At 62.7% G+C, this 16,995-nt stretch carries 15 protein-coding genes and 1 pseudogene; 14 read left to right on the forward strand and 2 right to left on the reverse strand.

The annotated features are described in order from the left end of the window. Positions 1-284: 284 nt before the first annotated feature. Positions 285-3,467 carry a ribonuclease E gene (rne, locus tag VXM67_RS09255; RefSeq protein ID WP_027907745.1) on the reverse strand — a complete coding sequence of 1,061 codons (3,183 nt, stop codon included), beginning with the start codon at positions 3,465-3,467 and terminating at the stop codon, positions 285-287. A gap of 782 nt (positions 3,468-4,249) precedes the next feature. Between rne and rluC the strand changes: the two genes are divergently transcribed. From rluC to VXM67_RS09270, 3 genes are read left to right on the forward strand one after another with little or no spacing between them, the layout of a single operon-like run. Continuing rightward, positions 4,250-5,206 (forward strand): 23S rRNA pseudouridine(955/2504/2580) synthase RluC, encoded by a 957-nt coding sequence (rluC, locus tag VXM67_RS09260; RefSeq protein WP_023379401.1) that lies wholly within the window; start codon positions 4,250-4,252, stop codon positions 5,204-5,206. A gap of 3 nt (positions 5,207-5,209) precedes the next feature. Then, complete coding sequence (locus tag VXM67_RS09265) at positions 5,210-5,890, forward strand: HAD family hydrolase (RefSeq protein ID WP_186617775.1); 681 nt, start codon at positions 5,210-5,212, stop codon at positions 5,888-5,890. Between the two features lie 2 nt (positions 5,891-5,892). Beyond that, positions 5,893-6,879: a S49 family peptidase gene (locus VXM67_RS09270; protein ID WP_023379403.1), complete on the forward strand. Its 987-nt coding sequence runs from the start codon at positions 5,893-5,895 to the stop codon at positions 6,877-6,879. A gap of 282 nt (positions 6,880-7,161) precedes the next feature. On the opposite strand, the gene VXM67_RS09275 is transcribed toward VXM67_RS09270, so the two are convergent. Continuing rightward, complete coding sequence (locus VXM67_RS09275) at positions 7,162-7,740, reverse strand: nucleoside triphosphate pyrophosphatase (protein WP_027907749.1); 579 nt, start codon at positions 7,738-7,740, stop codon at positions 7,162-7,164. A 96-nt stretch (positions 7,741-7,836) separates the two neighbouring features. Here VXM67_RS09275 and VXM67_RS09280 point away from each other — a divergent pair, with 96 nt between their 5' ends. From VXM67_RS09280 to VXM67_RS09330, 11 genes and pseudogenes are all read left to right on the forward strand, one after another. Beyond that, complete coding sequence (locus VXM67_RS09280) at positions 7,837-8,364, forward strand: YceD family protein (protein WP_023379405.1); 528 nt, start codon at positions 7,837-7,839, stop codon at positions 8,362-8,364. Positions 8,365-8,377: 13 nt separating this feature from the next. After that, positions 8,378-8,560 carry a 50S ribosomal protein L32 gene (gene rpmF, locus VXM67_RS09285; RefSeq protein ID WP_010223221.1) on the forward strand — a complete coding sequence of 61 codons (183 nt, stop codon included), beginning with the start codon at positions 8,378-8,380 and terminating at the stop codon, positions 8,558-8,560. Between the two features lie 3 nt (positions 8,561-8,563). Next, entirely contained in the window at positions 8,564-9,574 is a 1,011-nt protein-coding gene (gene plsX / locus VXM67_RS09290) for a phosphate acyltransferase PlsX (protein WP_081669717.1), read from the forward strand. Between the two features lie 240 nt (positions 9,575-9,814). After that, positions 9,815-10,753, forward strand: coding sequence for an ACP S-malonyltransferase (fabD, locus tag VXM67_RS09295; RefSeq protein WP_367237635.1), 939 nt, complete (start codon positions 9,815-9,817; stop codon positions 10,751-10,753). 15 nt (positions 10,754-10,768) lie between these two features. Continuing rightward, the gene (fabG, locus tag VXM67_RS09300; protein ID WP_023379408.1) at positions 10,769-11,509 is read left to right on the forward strand and encodes a 3-oxoacyl-ACP reductase FabG; all 741 of its coding nucleotides are present in this window, start codon (positions 10,769-10,771) and stop codon (positions 11,507-11,509) included. A gap of 202 nt (positions 11,510-11,711) precedes the next feature. Continuing rightward, complete coding sequence (acpP, locus tag VXM67_RS09305; RefSeq protein ID WP_009685065.1) at positions 11,712-11,948, forward strand: acyl carrier protein; 237 nt, start codon at positions 11,712-11,714, stop codon at positions 11,946-11,948. A 174-nt stretch (positions 11,949-12,122) separates the two neighbouring features. Beyond that, positions 12,123-13,367: a beta-ketoacyl-ACP synthase II gene (gene fabF / locus VXM67_RS09310; protein WP_023379409.1), complete on the forward strand. Its 1,245-nt coding sequence runs from the start codon at positions 12,123-12,125 to the stop codon at positions 13,365-13,367. Further along, complete coding sequence (pabC, locus tag VXM67_RS09315; RefSeq protein WP_023379410.1) at positions 13,367-14,182, forward strand: aminodeoxychorismate lyase; 816 nt, start codon at positions 13,367-13,369, stop codon at positions 14,180-14,182. The genes fabF and pabC overlap by 1 nt, the downstream gene beginning before the upstream one ends. A gap of 4 nt (positions 14,183-14,186) precedes the next feature. Further along, positions 14,187-15,362 (forward strand): endolytic transglycosylase MltG, encoded by a 1,176-nt coding sequence (gene mltG, locus VXM67_RS09320; protein ID WP_023379411.1) that lies wholly within the window; start codon positions 14,187-14,189, stop codon positions 15,360-15,362. Between the two features lie 9 nt (positions 15,363-15,371). Beyond that, positions 15,372-16,003: pseudogene (gene tmk / locus VXM67_RS09325) on the forward strand (dTMP kinase). Next, positions 15,996-16,982: a DNA polymerase III subunit delta' gene (locus VXM67_RS09330; RefSeq protein ID WP_367237636.1), complete on the forward strand. Its 987-nt coding sequence runs from the start codon at positions 15,996-15,998 to the stop codon at positions 16,980-16,982. Before tmk ends, VXM67_RS09330 begins: the two are co-directional and overlap by 8 nt. The last annotated feature ends 13 nt before the right edge of the window (positions 16,983-16,995 follow it).

The raw sequence follows: 16,995 nt of genomic DNA on the forward strand, positions 1-16,995 counted from the left end.
CTCGCTCCTACGCTTGTTTACGGCCAAACATGTCTGTGACAGGCGCACGTGACCGCTTTCTTGCGTCGTGTGACAGAGCGCTCGCGCGCAAATCCCGCAGGACTCATTGGCCCGAAACAAGCGTAGGAGCGAGCCTTGCTCGCGATGCGCCGCGCGGGCGGCGCTCGATCTCAAAGCCGCTGAAAAACCTCCGACAAGCGCATCCATCCTCAAATCAAAACGCTCCCCAAGAAAAAGCCCCGCCCAGTTTGCACTGGCGGGGCTTTTTCACTCAGGCGATGGCATCAACCGTGGTGTGGCTTCTGCTCGTCAGCGGTTTCCAGCGCTGGCTCTCCAGCCGACGCAGCCGCTTCTTGCGCAGCCTTGGCCGCTGCTTCGGCTTCGAGGCGGCGGCGGCGCACTTCACGTGGGTCGTTCGGTGCACGGCCGTTTGGCAGCATCACGGTAGCAGGTGCTTCAGCCGCTGCTGGCTCGGAAACCACAGGGGCGGGCTCGGCCGCTACTTCGGGCTGGGCTCCGACCGCCGGGGCCTCGACCACGGGCTCGGCAACCGGGGCCGCTTCAACGACCACAGGTGCCTGCTCGACTTCGACGGCAGGTGCTTCAACGGCGGCTACTTCCGCCGGCGCTTCGACAACCACCGCAGAGGCTTCTTCTACCGCAGGCTGTGGCGCGACTTCCACTGCCGGCTCGACACTGGCTTCAACCGGAGCGACCGGCTCGCTGACTGGCTGTTCGACCGCAGGGGCAATCGCCACTTCTTCAGCCTGTTCAGCCTTGACGCTTGCTTCAACCTGCTCGGCAGCCTGAGGCGCTTCGACGGTTTCAGTGCTGGCGACTTCAGCGGTGGCACGCTCTGCCTGCTGATTGGCTTCGGCCTCGGCGGTGGCGCTGATGTTGCTGGTGGCGACCGCGGCGGTGACGGCCAGGCCGGCTGCCAGTTCGGCACCCAGCTCGGTGGCCTGGTGCTGTTGTGGCTGCTCTTCGCTGCCTTCTTCCTCGCTGCCTTCGATCAGCTCGCCGTTGGCATTGCGCTGGCGCTCACGGCGGTTGCTGCGACGACGCTGACCGCGCGAACGGCGGCGTGGGCGCTCGCCATCGGCACCTTCCAGCTCGTCCTGCAGTTGCTCTTCGTTCGGCAGTTGCTCTTCGGCCTGCTCCGCAGCCTGTTCGCTAGCGCGAGGCTGGCGCTCCTCACGCGGTGGGCGCGGCGCACGCTCCTCACGGGGGGCGCGTTCTTCGCGTGGGGCGCGTTCTTCACGCGGAGCCCGCTCTTCGCGTGGTGCTCGTTCTTCACGCGGAGCGCGCTCTTCACGTGGCGCGCGTTCCTCACGCGGTGCACGTTCTTCGCGAGGCGCACGCTCTTCACGCGGTGCGCGTTCTTCTCGGGGCTGACGTTCTTCACGCGCGGTCGGTGCGGCGTCCAGCGGTTCGCGCAGTTCGCGTACCCGCTCTTCACGGTTGGCACGGCGATCTTCGCGGGGTTGGCGTGGTTGACGCTCCTCGCGTGGGGCGCGCTCTTCGCGGGCGACACGCTCCTCGCGCGGTGCACGTTCCTCACGCGGCTGGCGCTCTTCGCGGGGGGCGCGCTCGGCACGCTCTTCACGCGGCTTGCGTTCGTCGTCGCGACGGCCGTTTCGGTTGCGGCTCTGCTGGCGACCGTTACGACGCTCTTCGTTGCGTTGAGGGCGTTCGGTAGCGGGCTTCTCGGCGGCGACCGCTGGCGCTGCGGCAGGCTCTTCCTTGCCGGCGAACAGGCTGACCAGCGACTTCACCAGGCCTTTGAACAGGCTTGGTTCTGGTGCGCTCGGGGCCGGGGCCGGGGCGGGTGTTGCGGCAGGCTGTTCTTCAGCGCTCGGGACCGGTGCGTTGGCGCGGGCCGGGGCGGTCTTGACAGCGGCTTCCTGACGAACCAGGGTGCGGGTGGCGGTCGGCTGCGGCGCTTCTTCGGTCTCGGCGGCGGCGATTTCGTAGCTGGACTGGTTGTTCAGCACGTCCGGGTTGTCGTCGCGCAGGCGCTGGACTTCGAAGTGCGGTGTCTCCAGGTGATCGTTCGGCAGGATGATGATGCGCGCACGGGTACGCAGTTCGATCTTGGTGATCGAGTTGCGTTTCTCGTTGAGCAGGAAGGCCGCGACTGGGATCGGCACTTGGGCGCGAACCTCGGCGGTGCGGTCTTTCAGCGCTTCTTCTTCGATCAGGCGCAGAATCGCCAGCGACAGCGACTCGACGTCACGGATGATGCCGGTGCCGGAGCAGCGTGGGCAGACGATACCGCTGCTTTCGCCCAGCGACGGACGCAGGCGCTGACGGGACATTTCCAGCAGGCCGAAACGCGAAATGCGGCCAACCTGGACACGGGCGCGGTCGGCTTCGAGGCATTCGCGCACGCGTTCTTCGACGGCACGCTGGTTCTTGGCCGGGGTCATGTCGATGAAGTCGATGACGATCAGGCCGCCGATGTCGCGCAGGCGCAGTTGGCGGGCGATTTCCTCGGCCGCTTCCAGGTTGGTCTGCAGGGCGGTTTCCTCGATGTCGCTACCTTTAGTGGCGCGCGCCGAGTTGATGTCGATGGACACCAGGGCTTCGGTCGGGTCGATCACGATCGAGCCGCCGGACGGCAGGTCGACGACGCGCTGGAAGGCGGTCTCGATCTGGCTTTCGATCTGGAAACGGTTGAACAGCGGCACGCTGTCTTCGTACAGCTTGACCTTGCTGGCGTACTGCGGCATGACCTGGCGAATGAAGGTCAGGGCTTCTTCCTGGGCGTCGATGCTGTCGATCAGCACTTCGCCGATGTCCTGGCGCAGGTAGTCGCGGATGGCGCGGATGATGACATTGCTTTCCTGGTATATCAGGAAAGGCGCGGCGCGATCCTGGGACGCTTCCTTGATGGCGGTCCACAGCTGCAGCAGGTAGTCGAGGTCCCACTGCATTTCTTCGCTGCTGCGGCCCAGGCCGGCGGTGCGCACGATCAGGCCCATGTCGCCGGGAACGGTGAGGCCGTTCAGGGCTTCGCGCAGCTCGTTGCGCTCTTCGCCTTCGATGCGGCGGGAGATGCCACCGGCGCGCGGGTTGTTGGGCATCAATACCAGGTAGCGACCAGCCAGGCTGATGAAGGTGGTCAGGGCGGCGCCTTTGTTGCCGCGCTCTTCCTTCTCGACCTGGACGATGACCTCCTGGCCTTCGCTGAGGACTTCCTTGATGTTGACGCGGCCTTCAGGGGCTTTCTTGAAGTATTCGCGGGAGATTTCTTTCAGCGGCAGGAAGCCGTGACGTTCGGAGCCGAAGTCGACGAAGGCGGCTTCGAGGCTAGGTTCGATCCGGGTGATCTTGCCTTTGTAGATGTTGGCCTTTTTCTGCTCGCGGGCCCCGGACTCGATGTCCAGGTCGTAGAGACGTTGGCCGTCCACCAGGGCTACACGCAACTCTTCGGGTTGAGTCGCGTTAATCAGCATTCTTTTCATGTTGTACCGTCGGTTTCCGGGCTGCCGGAAACGGCGTTCGGCACACACGACTTCTCATGGTCGGTGCCAAGGTGCGCAAAGGGTGGTAAGGCCACCCCCGTGTCTGGCGACGTTCGGCACCAGCCGGTTGCCCAGCCTGCCGTTGTCGCGACGACGCGTCCTGTTTGCTGCGGTGTCATGAAGCCTGTGGTATCCGAATCAACCAAGCAGGCCTCGTGCACTCAGTCAGGAGGAGGAATCAACCGTCAGCCGTGGACGCCCGGAGGCATCTGTTCAGGACCTTATCCGCTCGCCGGCCATTCAGTGGGCCGGTGGCCGGACGCGGTGCTACACGGTCCGAGGGCTGTGCATCTCCACCCTGCACGTATCCCTGATAATTCGGGTGCTGCCGCGCGCTGAATCCGCAACGGGTTGCATTTTTCGCCAGCGCATGTTCTGGGCTGGCGCCATTCATGTCCGAGGCAGGTATTTCCGAAGCATTCGCCAAACGTTGCGTGGAAGCGACGGGCGGGCAGAGGTGCAGCGAAAAGAATCGGGTAAGCAGGTGAAACACCGCACTTGTCGTTTTTTTTCGGTCTTCTCTACACAGCGCTGGTGGCGATTCCAGGCAATTCGGTAAACTGGCGAAAACCCCGTCGGACGGCCTCGCGTCCTCGAGAATTGCGTTGGTCAGGGCCGGCGAAGAGCCTGGTGCCGCTGGCCTGCCGCTTTTGGCGGCGTTCGCGACTATAGCAGTAATGATTAAGTGCTTCAATTCCATAAAAAATTGTTATGATCCCGCCATGACGACCAATACCCCTCCGACTTCCGGCGTTCAGCTGATCGAAGTCGCGCCGGAACTTGCCGGCCAACGCATCGACAATTTTCTCATTACGGCCCTCAAGGGCGTGCCCAAGACACTTGTGTACCGCATCCTGCGCAAGGGTGAGGTGCGGGTGAACAAGGGGCGGGTCAAGCCTGAATACAAGATTCAGGCTGGCGACATCGTCCGTGTACCGCCTGTCCGGCTGCCTGAGCGCGACGAGCCAGCGCCGGTCGCCCAGGGCTTGTTGCAGCGGTTGGAGGCGGCCATCGTCTACGAAGACAAGGCGCTGATCGTGATGAACAAGCCGGCTGGCATCGCCGTGCATGGCGGTAGCGGCCTGAGCTTTGGTGTGATCGAAGCGCTGCGTCAATTGCGTCCGGAAGCCAAGGAGCTGGAGTTGGTGCACCGCCTGGACCGCGACACCTCTGGCCTGCTGATGATTGCCAAGAAGCGCAGCATGTTGCGCCACCTGCATGCCGCGTTGCGCGGTGATGGCGTCGACAAGCGCTACATGGCGCTGGTGCGCGGACATTGGCCGACGTCCAAGAAGCAGGTGAGTGCGCCCTTGCAGAAGAGCAACCTGCGCTCCGGTGAGCGTATGGTCGAGGTGGATGAAGAGGGCAAGGAGGCGTTGACGCTGTTCCGCGTCCTGCGCCGTTTCGGTGAGTTCGCGACCATCGTCGAGGCGCGTCCGATCACCGGTCGTACCCATCAGATACGCGTGCACACCTTGCATGCCGGTCACATGATTGCCGGCGACAGCAAGTATGGTGACGAAGATTTCTCCCGCGAGATCCGCGAGCTGGGTGGCAAGCGCCTGTTCCTGCATGCCTATGCCCTGACCGTGCCGCTGCCGGATGGTGGTGAGCTCAAGCTCGAAGCGCCCGTGGATGAAATGTGGGCCAAGACCATTGAACGCTTGAGTGCGAGCTGATCCATGCGAAGCCGTTACGAGCTGTTGATCTTCGACTGGGACGGCACTCTGGCCGATTCCATTGGTCGCATCGTTCATGCCATGAACGTCGCTGCCGAGCGCGCTGGCGAGTTGCCAAGTGATGATGAGGCGGTGAAAGGGATCATCGGCCTGGCGCTAGATGAGGCCATTGCCACGCTGTATCCGCATCTCGATGCTGTGCAGGTTGAACGTTTCCGTCAGCACTATGCCGATATTTACGTGGCTCTGGATCAACAGCCTTCGCCGTTGTTCGACGGCGTGGTGGAGTCGCTGGAAGCGTTTCGTGCCGAGGGCTACCGCTTGGCGGTGGCCACTGGCAAGGCCCGTCGAGGCCTGGATCGGGTGCTCAAGGCCAATGGCTGGGAGCACTTTTTCGATATTACGCGTGCGGCGGATGAGTCGCGCGGCAAGCCGCACCCGCTGATGCTCGAGCAGATTCTCGGCCACTGCCGGGTCGATGCCGGGCGTGCGTTGATGGTGGGGGATTCGGCATTCGACCTGCAAATGGCCAGCAATGCCGGCATGCACTCGGTTGCAGTGGGTTATGGCGCCATGTCGCTGCACGCGTTGGCCGAATTTGGCCCGCAAGTGTGCATCGATCATTTTTCTCAGTTGCGCGACTGGCTGTCCGGTTCCGCGCACGTTCAATTCCAAGGTAGGTGAGCATGGCTGACGAATGGAAGGCGCCCGAGCCCGAAGGTGACGGCGAAGAGCGCAAGAGCTGGAAGTTGCTGGAGAAGACTCTGCTGGCGGGTGTTCAGGAGCAGCGCCGCGCGCGCCGCTGGGGGATTTTCTTCAAGCTGCTGACCTTTCTCTACCTGTTCGGCATCTTGTTCCTGTTCATGCCGATGATGGATGTGGACAAGGCGGCTTCGCGCAGTGCCAGTCACACCGCGCTGGTCGAGGTGCGTGGGGTGATTGCCGACCAGGAAGCAGCCAGCGCCGACAATATCGTCAAGGGGCTGCGCGAGGCGTTCAGGGATGCCAAGACCAAGGCCGTGGTGATGCGCATCAACAGTCCGGGGGGCAGTCCGGTTCAGGCGGGTTACGTGTATGACGAGATCCGGCGTCTGCGGGCCGAATACCCGGCTATCAAGCTCTATGCGGTGATCAGCGATCTGGGGGCTTCCGGTGCCTACTACATTGCCAGCGCCGCTGACGAAATCTATGCCGACAAGGCTAGCTTGGTGGGTTCTATCGGGGTTACCGCGGCGGGTTATGGCTTCGTTGGCTCGATGGAGAAGCTCGGTGTCGAGCGTCGCACCTATACGGCAGGCGAGCACAAGGCCTTCCTTGATCCGTTCTCGCCTGAGAAGCCTGAGGAGAGGGCGTTCTGGCAGGGTGTGCTGAACACCACGCATCAGCAGTTCATCGCCATGGTCAAGCAGGGGCGGGGCGATCGTTTGAAGGACAAGGAGCATCCGGAGCTGTTCAGTGGCCTGATCTGGTCCGGTGAGCAGGCCAAGGCGCTGGGGTTGGTGGATGGCCTGGGCAGTGCCAGCTATGTGGCGCGTGAGGTCGTTGGCGAGAAAACACTGGTGGACTTCACTGTGGAAGAGTCGCCGTTCGATCGGTTCTCCAAGCGCATTGGTGCCAGTGTGGCGGAGCACCTGGCGATGTGGATGGGGTTCCAGGGGGTTCAGTTGCGTTGAGTGATCGTCGCGCGCGCTGAGGTGGGTGTGAGATCGAGCGCCGCCCGCGCGGCGCATCGCGAGCAAGGCTCGCTCCTACGTTTGTTTCGGGCCAGTAACCCCAGCAATAGGCGCGCGCGACCGCCTTGTTTGTACGGCTCAATATCGCGCCCAGCACCAAAGCGGTCGCGCGCAGATCCCACAGGCATAATTGGCCCGAAACAGACGTAGGAGCGAGCCTTGCTCGCGATGCGCCGCGCGGGCGGCGCTCGATCTCACTCGCGCCGAAGCCCCCAGGCCGTACTAGGGCACTGCCACCCCCTCAACCTTCAACATATCCACCAGCCGAATCAACGGCAGCCCGATCAGGCTGGTCGCATCGCACCCATGGGTGCTCTTGAACAAACTCACGCCCAACCCTTCTGCCTTGAAGCTGCCCGCGCAATCGAGTGGTCGTTCCGCTTCCACGTAACGCTCCACGCGCGCTCGATCCAGCTCTCGCATCGTCACCGTGAACGGCACGCAATCGACCTGGCATTGCCCTGTGGCGCTGTTCAGTAGCGCCAGGCCGGTCAGGAAGGTCACTTGCTGTCCGCTGGCCTCCAGCAGTTGCTCGCAGGCCCGTTCGAACGTATGGGGCTTGCCGAGGATCTGTTCGCCGAGCACCGCTACCTGGTCGGAGCCGATAATCAGGTGGTCCGGGTAGCTGACCGCCAGTGCTTGCGCCTTCTGTCTGGCAAGACGTCGAACCAGCTCCGTAGCCGGCTCGTCATCAAGCCTGCGCTCGTCTACGTCGGGGCTTGCCCAGATAAAGGGCAGGCGCAGGCGCTCAAGCAGTTCGCGCCGATAGGGAGAGCTGGAAGCCAGTAACAAGGGAAGCATGATAGACTCCTGATCGTTTGAACCGAATTCTAACATGTGAGATGCCGCCGAATTTCCTTTGACAGGGGCGGGGGGCATCCCTAGAATGCTGCGCCTATGTTGAATGACCCGATTCCACCTCACGTTGACCCGCGCAAATTAGCCGATCGTGGCGTAACCATTAATGGTTCGCTGCTACTCGCTGATTTGGAAAGACTCTGCGACCCGCTTTCCGACGATGTCGGTACGGTGCAGGCGAAGTTCGATTTTGAACGAGATGAACAGCACGTGGTGGTTATCCACAGCGAGCTGGATGTCGAAGTCAAAATGGTTTGCCAGCGTTGTCTTGAGCTGGTCACCCTGCCGATTCACAGCGAATGTACATACGCTGTGGTGAAGGAGGGTGCGAATACCCAGTCGTTGCCGAAAGGCTATGACGTGCTGGAACTGGGCGAAGATCCTTTGGATCTGCAGGCATTGATCGAGGAAGAGCTTCTGCTCGCCTTGCCAATCGTGCCTGCTCATCATCCGGAAGAATGCCAGCAGCCGGCGGGCGCAGACGAGCCCGAATCGAGCAAGGACGAGGTATCGCGGTCCAACCCGTTCAGTGTTTTGGCGCAGTTAAAGCGTGACCCAAACGTTTAGGAGTTAATCAATTATGGCTGTTCAGCAGAACAAAAAATCCCGCTCTGCCCGTGACATGCGCCGTTCCCACGACGCCCTGTCGGAAAACGCGCTGTCGGTAGAGAAAACCACCGGTGAAGTACACCTGCGTCACCACGTGTCGCCAGAAGGCGTATACCGTGGTCGCAAAGTGATCGACAAGGGCGCTGACGAGTAATCCTTGTCCGCTCAGATCATCGCGATCGACGCAATGGGCGGGGACTTCGGTCCCCGCAGCATTGTCCAGGCAAGCATTGCCTGCCTTTCGGCTACTCCCTCGCTACACCTGACCCTCGTCGGTCAACCCTCCCTCCTCGAAGAGCTTGTCAGCGGCCTACCGGCTGCGGATCGCGCGCGCCTGCAGATTGTTGCGGCCAGTGAGGTGGTCGGCATGGACGAGCGGCCCTCCCAGGCGTTGAGGGGCAAGCCGGATTCGTCGATGCGCATTGCCCTTGAACTGGTGCGTGATGGCAAGGCCCAGGCCTGCGTGAGCGCTGGCAACACCGGGGCGTTGATGGCGCTGTCGCGCTTCGTGCTCAAGACCTTGCCCGGCATCGATCGGCCGGCCATGGTGGCGGCGATCCCTACCCAGACGGGCTACTGCCAGTTGCTCGACCTGGGCGCCAATGTCGACTGCAGCGCCGAAAACCTCTACCAGTTCGCCGTGATGGGTTCGGTGGCCGCACAGGCGTTGGGTATTCATCGCCCGCGCGTGGCGCTGTTGAATATCGGCACCGAGGACATCAAGGGCAACCAGCAGGTCAAGCTGGCGGCCACCTTGCTGCAGAATGCCCGGGGCCTCAACTACGTCGGTTTCGTCGAAGGTGACGGCCTGTACCGCGGCGAAGCGGATGTGGTGGTGTGCGACGGTTTCGTCGGCAATATCCTGCTCAAGTCCAGTGAGGGCCTGGCGACCATGATCGGTGCGCGCATCGAGAAGCTGTTCAAGGGTGGTGTGCTATCGCGTGCCGCCGGTGCCTTGGCCATGCCTTTGCTCAAGCGTCTGCAGGACGACCTTGCGCCTGCACGGCACAATGGTGCCAGCTTCCTGGGGTTGCAGGGTATCGTCATCAAGAGCCATGGCTCGGCGGGCGTGCAGGGTTTCCAGAGTGCGATCCAGCGAGCGTTGATCGAGATTCAGGAGAACCTGCCGCAGCGCCTGCATGGTCGGCTTGAAGACCTGTTGCCTTAGTTTGCCGGCATTGGCCGCTTCGCAGGCAAGCCGGCTTCTGCATGGCGCGCACGCTTGCGGTGTGCGCCTTCCTGTTGGTGATGAGGTCGCGGCTGACACGACAAAGGCCTTAGGCATATCGCCGATGAAGTGCTTAAATGTGACCGCTTGGTCTGCGTCTTCATCCAAGCTTTCAGATTCCGCGTCCGGCCCAAGGCCCGACGCACCCTATCCGACGACAAGATCATAAGGGCTTGTTCAATGTCTGCATCCCTCGCATTCGTCTTTCCCGGTCAAGGTTCCCAGTCGCTGGGCATGCTTGCCGAGCTCGGCGCCGAGAAGCCGGTGATCATCGAGACCTTCAAAGAGGCCTCTGACGCTCTGGGTTACGACCTGTGGAAACTGGTCCAGGAAGGCCCGGAAGAACAACTCAACCAAACCGACAAAACCCAGCCGGCCATCCTTACCGCCTCCATCGCGTTGTGGCGCCTGTGGCTGGAAGAGGGCGGCGCGCAGCCAGCCTTCGTTTCTGGCCATAGCCTGGGTGAGTACAGCGCGCTGGTCGCCGCTGGCAGTCTGTCGCTGAAGGACGCCGTTCGCCTGGTCGAACGGCGCGGTCAGCTGATGCAAGAGGCCGTGCCTGCTGGTCACGGCGCCATGGCAGCGATCCTTGGCCTGGATGACGCCGTGGTCGTGGAAATTTGTGCAGAAGCGGCTGAAGACGAAGTGGTCAGTGCGGTCAACTTCAACTCGCCGGGCCAGGTGGTCATCGCCGGTAACAAGGCTGCGGTCGACCGTGCCATCGAGCTGTGCAAGGCCAAGGGTGCCAAGCGCGCCCTGCCGCTGGCGGTCAGCGTGCCGTCGCACTGCGCCCTGATGAAGCCTGCCGCCGAGCGTTTCGCCGAATCGGTCAACGCCATCGAATGGAAGGCCCCGCAGATTCCGGTCGTGCAGAACGTCACCGCCGCTATCGCCGCCGACCTCGATTCACTCAAGCAGGACCTGCTGGCGCAGTTGTACCAGCCGGTACGCTGGGTCGAGTGCGTGCAGACCCTGGCGGCCAATGGCGCCGTCAACCTGGTCGAATGCGGCCCTGGCAAGGTTCTGGCAGGCCTGAACAAGCGTTGCGCGGATGGCGTGACCACTTACAACCTCAATACCCCTGATGCCGTCGCTGCCACCCGTGCGGCGCTGGCCTGATTTGGAGAAGCTTGCATGAGCCTGCAAGGTAAAGTTGCACTGGTCACCGGCGCCAGCCGTGGTATCGGCCAGGCCATCGCCCTCGAGCTGGGCCGCCAGGGCGCGACCGTGATCGGTACCGCCACTTCGGCTTCCGGCGCCGAGCGCATCGCTGCCACCCTGAAAGAGCACGGTATTGCCGGCACCGGCATGGAACTGAACGTTACCAGCGCCGAATCCGTCGACGCCGTGCTGTCCGCCATTGCCGAGCAGTTCGGCGCTCCGGCTATCTTGGTCAACAACGCTGGCATCACCCGCGACAACCTCATGCTGCGCATGAAGGACGACGAGTGGTTCGACGTCATCGACACCAACCTGAACAGCCTCTACCGTCTGTCCAAGGGCGTGCTGCGCGGCATGACCAAGGCGCGTTGGGGTCGTATCATCAGCATCGGCTCGGTGGTCGGTGCCATGGGTAACGCAGGTCAGGCCAACTATGCCGCCGCCAAGGCCGGTCTGGAAGGCTTCAGCCGCGCCCTGGCCCGCGAAGTCGGCTCGCGTGGCATCACCGTCAACTCGGTGACCCCAGGCTTCATCGACACTGACATGACCCGTGAACTGCCAGAAGCGCAGCGCGAGGCTCTGCAGAAGGAAATTCCGCTGGGCCGCCTGGGCCAGGCCGAGGAAATCGCCAAGGTGGTTTCCTTCCTGGCATCCGACGGCGCAGCCTATGTCACCGGCGCTACTGTGCCGGTGAACGGCGGGATGTACATGTAAACTGCAACTCAATGTGACGGATTGCTTAAAAAAAGAGTCATACTCCGAGCCTAAAATCCGTTATAAAGCTGCAACCAGATTCCAGGCAGAGGCTTGGTCGAGTCATACGAAGGTGTGTTCCGCTTGAAAAGCGAACGTCTTTCTATAAACTTGGACACCGGCCAGCTGCCTGACATATGTCCATTAGGAGTGAAAACTAGGTATGAGCACCATCGAAGAACGCGTCAAGAAAATCGTCGCCGAGCAACTGGGCGTCAAGGAAGAAGAAGTGACTGCTGAGAAGTCCTTCGTCGATGACCTGGGTGCCGATTCGCTTGACACCGTTGAGCTGGTGATGGCTCTGGAAGAGGAATTCGAGACCGAAATCCCTGACGAAGAAGCCGAGAAGATCACTACCGTTCAAGCTGCTATCGACTACGTCAAAAACCACCAGGCTTAAGACGTTTTAGTCGACGCTTCTTGTCGGGAAAAACCGCACTGCCTTTGCCGGCGTGCGGTTTTTTCTTTGCGAGGCGCCTGCGTCGCGCAACGAGCATCGAGAGCTTGTTGCCATTTCATTCCGTTGCCTTGAATGCAATGGCAAGAAACTCTGTTATTAGAAAAGGAGAGTACTGTGTCGCGTAGACGCGTCGTGGTCACCGGTATGGGTATGCTGTCGCCACTGGGTACCGATGTACCGAGCACCTGGCAGGGCATTCTGGCTGGCCGCAGTGGCATCGGTCCGATCGAACACACGGACCTGTCTGCCTACTCCACCCGTTTTGGCGGCTCGGTGAAGGGCTTCGAGGTCGAGCAATACCTGTCGGCCAAAGAGGCTCGCAAACTTGACCTGTTCATCCAGTACGGCCTGGCGGCCGGCTTCCAGGCAGTGCGTAACGCCGGTCTGGAAGTGACCGATGCCAACCGTGAACGCATTGGCGTGGCCATGGGCTCGGGGATCGGCGGTCTGACCAACATCGAGGACACTAGCCGCACCCTGCACGAGCAGGGGCCGCGCCGTATTTCGCCGTTCTTCGTGCCGGGTTCGATCATCAACATGATCTCGGGTTTCCTGTCGATCCACCTGGGTCTGCAGGGGCCGAACTACGCCATTGCCACCGCGTGTACCACGGGTACCCATTGCATCGGCATGGCTGCGCGCAATATCGCCTACGGCGAAGCCGACGTGATGATTGCCGGCGGCGCCGAAATGGCCGCTTGCGGCCTGGGCATGGGCGGCTTCGGCGCCTCCCGCGCGCTGTCTACGCGCAATGACGAGCCGACCCGCGCCAGCCGTCCCTGGGACAAAGGCCGTGATGGCTTCGTGCTGTCCGATGGTGCCGGTGCCCTGGTACTCGAAGAGCTGGAACACGCCAAGGCCCGTGGCGCCACCATCTATGCCGAGCTGGTTGGTTTCGGCATGAGCGGCGACGCGTACCACATGACCTCGCCGCCCGACTCCGGTGAAGGCGCTGCCCGCTGCATGGCCAATGCCCTGCGCGATGCCGGTATCCAGCCTGAGGAAGTGAGCTACATCAACGCCCACGGTACGTCTACCCCCGCCGGTGATGTCGCCGAAGTGGCCGCGATCAAGCGCGTGTTCGGCGAACATGCCTACAAGCTGGCCGTGAGCTCCACCAAGTCGATGACCGGTCACCTGCTGGGTGCCGCCGGTGCGGTGGAGGCGATTTTCAGCGTCCTGGCCATCAACAGCCAGATGGCGCCGCCTACCATCAACCTGGACGAGCCGGATGAAGGCTGCGACCTCGACTTCGTGCCCCACGAAGCACGTAGCATGAATATCGACGTTGTACTGTCCAACTCCTTCGGCTTTGGCGGCACCAACGGTTCGCTGGTGTTCCGCCGGTTCGCCGGTTGATGCACAGCTGGATCGACGGCCAGCCTGCGACTGCGGTCAATCTGCAGAATCGCGGCCTGGCCTACGGCGATGGCCTGTTCGAGACCCTCGCCGTGCGCAGTGGGCGGCCCAGCTTGCTGGAGGGCCACTTCGCCCGCCTGGCGCTGGGTTGCCAGCGTCTGGGCATCGACGCCGACCTGGCCCTGGTCCGCGATGAAGTCCTGCGTTATGCCAGTCAGCTCGGCGACGGTGTCGCCAAGCTGATCCTCACCCGAGGCGATAGTCAGCGCGGCTACGCTCCGGCTCCCGGCGCTGCCCCCCGGCGCATCCTGCAAGCCAGCCCGCTGCCCAGCTATCCTGAGCAGCATGCCGAACTTGGCGTGCGCTTGTTCGAGTGTCAAACCCGCCTCGGGGAACAACCGCTGCTGGCCGGCCTCAAACACCTCAACCGCCTGGAGCAGGTGCTGGCCCGCGCCGAATGGCAGGACAGCGAACATGCCGAAGGCCTGATGCGAGATGGGCAGGGCAGGGTGATCGAAGGGGTCTACAGCAACCTGTTCATGGTGCGTGACGGCGTGTTGCTCACCGCCGATCTGCGTCGTTGCGGCGTGGCTGGCGTGATGCGTGGGGCCTTGCTCGAACAGGCACAGGCGCTGGCAATCCCGGTGCAGGTCCGTGACCTGGCCTTCGGCGAGCTGCAGCAGGCGGACGAGGTGTTTGTCTGCAACAGCGTCTATGGCATCTGGCCGGTGCGGGCATTGGCTGCGCTGAACTGGTCGCCGGGGCCGCTCACTCGTAAACTGCAGGCCGTTGCCCGTACGTTACTGGAAACCTGAATTCGTGAGACGCAAATTCCTGCTGCTGCTGGAAATGGGGTTGATCCTGGCTGGCCTGGCATTTGGCTGGTCGGCCTGGAAAGTCAACTCGGTGCTGGAGCAGCCTCTGCAAGTGGCCCAAGAGCGCTTGCTCGATGTGCCCAATGGCACCACCCCGAACCGCATGTTCTACCGCATGCAGAACGAGGGGCTGCTCGACGATGCCCTGTGGTTGCGCCTGTATTGGCGCTTCAACATGGCTGGCACCCCTTTGCACACCGGCGAATATCGCCTGACCCCCGGCATGACCGTGGGTGAATTGTTCGACGCCTGGCGCCGCGCTGACGTGGTGCAGTACAACCTGACCCTGGTGGAAGGCTGGACCTTCCGCCAGGTGCGTTCGGCCGTGGCCAAGCACGAGAAGATCAAGCACACCCTGGACGGACTTTCGGATTCGGAAGTAATGGACAGGCTCGGCCATACCGGCGTATTCCCCGAGGGGCGCTTCTTCCCTGACACCTATCGCTTCGTACGCGGCATGACCGATGTCGAGCTGTTGCAGCAGGCGTACATGCGTCTGGAAGAAGTGCTCGCCAAGGAGTGGGCCGAGCGCACGACCGACTTGCCCTACCGTGACCCTTACCAGGCGCTGATCATGGCCTCGCTGGTGGAAAAGGAAACCGGCATTCCTCAGGAGCGTGGCCAGATCGCGGGTGTGTTCGTGCGCCGCTTGCGCCTGGGCATGATGCTGCAGACCGACCCCACGGTGATCTACGGCATGGGCGAGCGTTACAACGGCAAGATCACCCGTGCCGACCTGCGCGAGCCGACCCCTTACAATACCTACACCATGACCGGCCTGCCGCCGACGCCGATCGCCATGGTCGGACGCGAAGCGATCCATGCCGCGCTCAACCCGTCCGATGGTTCCAGCCTGTACTTCGTCGCCCGCGGCGACGGCAGCCACGTGTTTTCCGATGATCTGGACGACCACAATTCGGCCGTGCGAGAGTTCCAGCTCAAGCGCCGCGCCGATTACCGCTCCAGCCCGGCACCGCAAGGCCAGCCTGGCGCCAGCGAGACGACGCTGGCACCGGATGCGCAGTCCGAACCCGAACCAGGCGAGTCGCAAGAGCAGGCGCCATCTTCTGAAAGCGAAGCGGCGCCGGCCAATGAGCCAACGCCCGACGAACAACACTAAGGACTGCCTGTGAGCGGCTTGTTTATTACCCTTGAAGGCCCCGAAGGCGCGGGCAAGAGCACCAATCGCGACTACCTGGCGGCGCGTCTGCGTGAGCAGGGGCTGGATGTGGTGCTGACCCGTGAGCCCGGTGGTACACCGTTGGCCGAGCGAGTGCGTGAGTTGCTGCTGGCGCCCAGCGATGAAGTGATGGCCGCCGACACCGAGCTGCTGCTGGTGTTCGCTGCGCGTGCCCAGCACTTGGCCGAAGTGATTCGACCTGCGCTGGCCCGGGGTGCGGTGGTCCTGTGCGACCGTTTCACCGATGCCACCTACGCCTATCAGGGGGGGGGCGTGGCTTGTCCGTCGAGCGTATCGCCCAACTGGAACAGTTCGTCCAGGGCGACCTGCGCCCGGACCTGACCCTGGTCTTCGATCTGCCGGTCGAAGTCGGGTTGGCCAGAGCTGCCGCAAGGGGCCGTCTGGATCGCTTCGAACAGGAGGGCCAGGCCTTCTTCGAAGCTGTTCGCCAAGCCTACCTGCAGCGTGCCCAGCGGGCGCCGCAACGCTATACCTTGCTTGATGCCGCACAACCGCTGGACGCGGTACAGCGCGCCATCGATGGGTTGCTGCCAGGCATCCTGGAGCGCTGCCGTGGCTGAGGCCTACCCCTGGCAGCAGGCAATCTGGCAACAGCTGGCAGGCCGTAGCCAGCACGCCCACGCTTACCTGCTGCACGGGCCGCAAGGCATCGGCAAGCGAGCCCTGGCCGAGCGTCTGATGGCTCGCCTGCTGTGCCAGCACCCTCAAGGGCTGGATGCCTGCGGTCAGTGCAAGTCCTGCTTGTTGCTCAAGGCCGGCAGCCACCCAGACAATTTCGTGCTGGAGCCGGAAGAGGCCGACAAGCCCATCAAGATCGACCAGGTGCGCGAACTCGTCACCTTCGTCGTGCAGACCGCGCAACTGGGCGGGCGCAAGGTGGTGCTGATCGAGCCGGTGGAGGCGATGAACGTCAATGCTTCCAACGCCTTGCTCAAAAGCCTTGAAGAGCCTTCCGGCGACACGGTGCTGCTGCTGGTCAGCCATCAGCCCAGCCGCTTGCTACCGACCATCAAGAGCCGTTGTCAGCAGGTAGCCTGCCCGCAACCGAGCTTCGCCCAGAGCCAGGCCTGGCTGGCCACGGCACTGGCTGAGAGTGACGAGTCGGAGCGTGACGAGCTGTTGACCCTTGCCGCTGGTTCGCCGTTGCTGGCGGTCAGCCTGCAGGCCCAGGGGGTGCGCGAACAGCGCGCGCTGGTAACCGATGGCGTCAAGAAGTTACTCAAGCAACAGCTGTCACCGAGCCAGTTGGCCGAGGCCTGGAACGGTGTGCCGCTGCTGCTGCTGTTCGACTGGTTCTGCGATTGGTCGCACCTGATCCTGCGCTACCAGTTGACCCAGGACGAAGAGGGTTTAGGCTTGGCCGATATGCGTAAGGTGGTGCAGTATCTGGCCCAGAAGAGCCGGCAGGCCAAGGTCCTCGAAGTTCAGGCGTGGATTCTCGAGCAGCGTCAGAAGGTGCTGGGCAAGGCCAACCTCAACCGCGCCCTGTTGCTGGAAGCGTTGCTGGCCCATTGGCAGCAACTGCCGGTTTCCCGCTGACTTTCAATCGTTC

It is taken from the genome of Pseudomonas sp. Rh2 (assembly GCF_040762985.1).
GTDB classification, from domain to species: Bacteria; Pseudomonadota; Gammaproteobacteria; order Pseudomonadales; family Pseudomonadaceae; genus Aquipseudomonas; species Aquipseudomonas taiwanensis.

Bases quoted from the DNA above. Each gene is read 5' to 3' on its own strand.
- rne (WP_027907745.1), bottom strand. From the start codon at position 3,467: ATGAAAAGAATGCTGATTAACGCGACTCAACCCGAAGAGTTGCGTGTA.
- rluC (WP_023379401.1), top strand. From the start codon at position 4,250: ATGACGACCAATACCCCTCCGACTTCCGGCGTTCAGCTGATCGAAGTC.
- VXM67_RS09265 (WP_186617775.1), top strand. From the start codon at position 5,210: ATGCGAAGCCGTTACGAGCTGTTGATCTTCGACTGGGACGGCACTCTG.
- VXM67_RS09270 (WP_023379403.1), top strand. From the start codon at position 5,893: ATGGCTGACGAATGGAAGGCGCCCGAGCCCGAAGGTGACGGCGAAGAG.
- VXM67_RS09275 (WP_027907749.1), bottom strand. From the start codon at position 7,740: ATGCTTCCCTTGTTACTGGCTTCCAGCTCTCCCTATCGGCGCGAACTG.
- VXM67_RS09280 (WP_023379405.1), top strand. From the start codon at position 7,837: ATGTTGAATGACCCGATTCCACCTCACGTTGACCCGCGCAAATTAGCC.
- rpmF (WP_010223221.1), top strand. From the start codon at position 8,378: ATGGCTGTTCAGCAGAACAAAAAATCCCGCTCTGCCCGTGACATGCGC.
- fabD (WP_367237635.1), top strand. From the start codon at position 9,815: ATGTCTGCATCCCTCGCATTCGTCTTTCCCGGTCAAGGTTCCCAGTCG.
- fabG (WP_023379408.1), top strand. From the start codon at position 10,769: ATGAGCCTGCAAGGTAAAGTTGCACTGGTCACCGGCGCCAGCCGTGGT.
- acpP (WP_009685065.1), top strand. From the start codon at position 11,712: ATGAGCACCATCGAAGAACGCGTCAAGAAAATCGTCGCCGAGCAACTG.
- pabC (WP_023379410.1), top strand. From the start codon at position 13,367: ATGCACAGCTGGATCGACGGCCAGCCTGCGACTGCGGTCAATCTGCAG.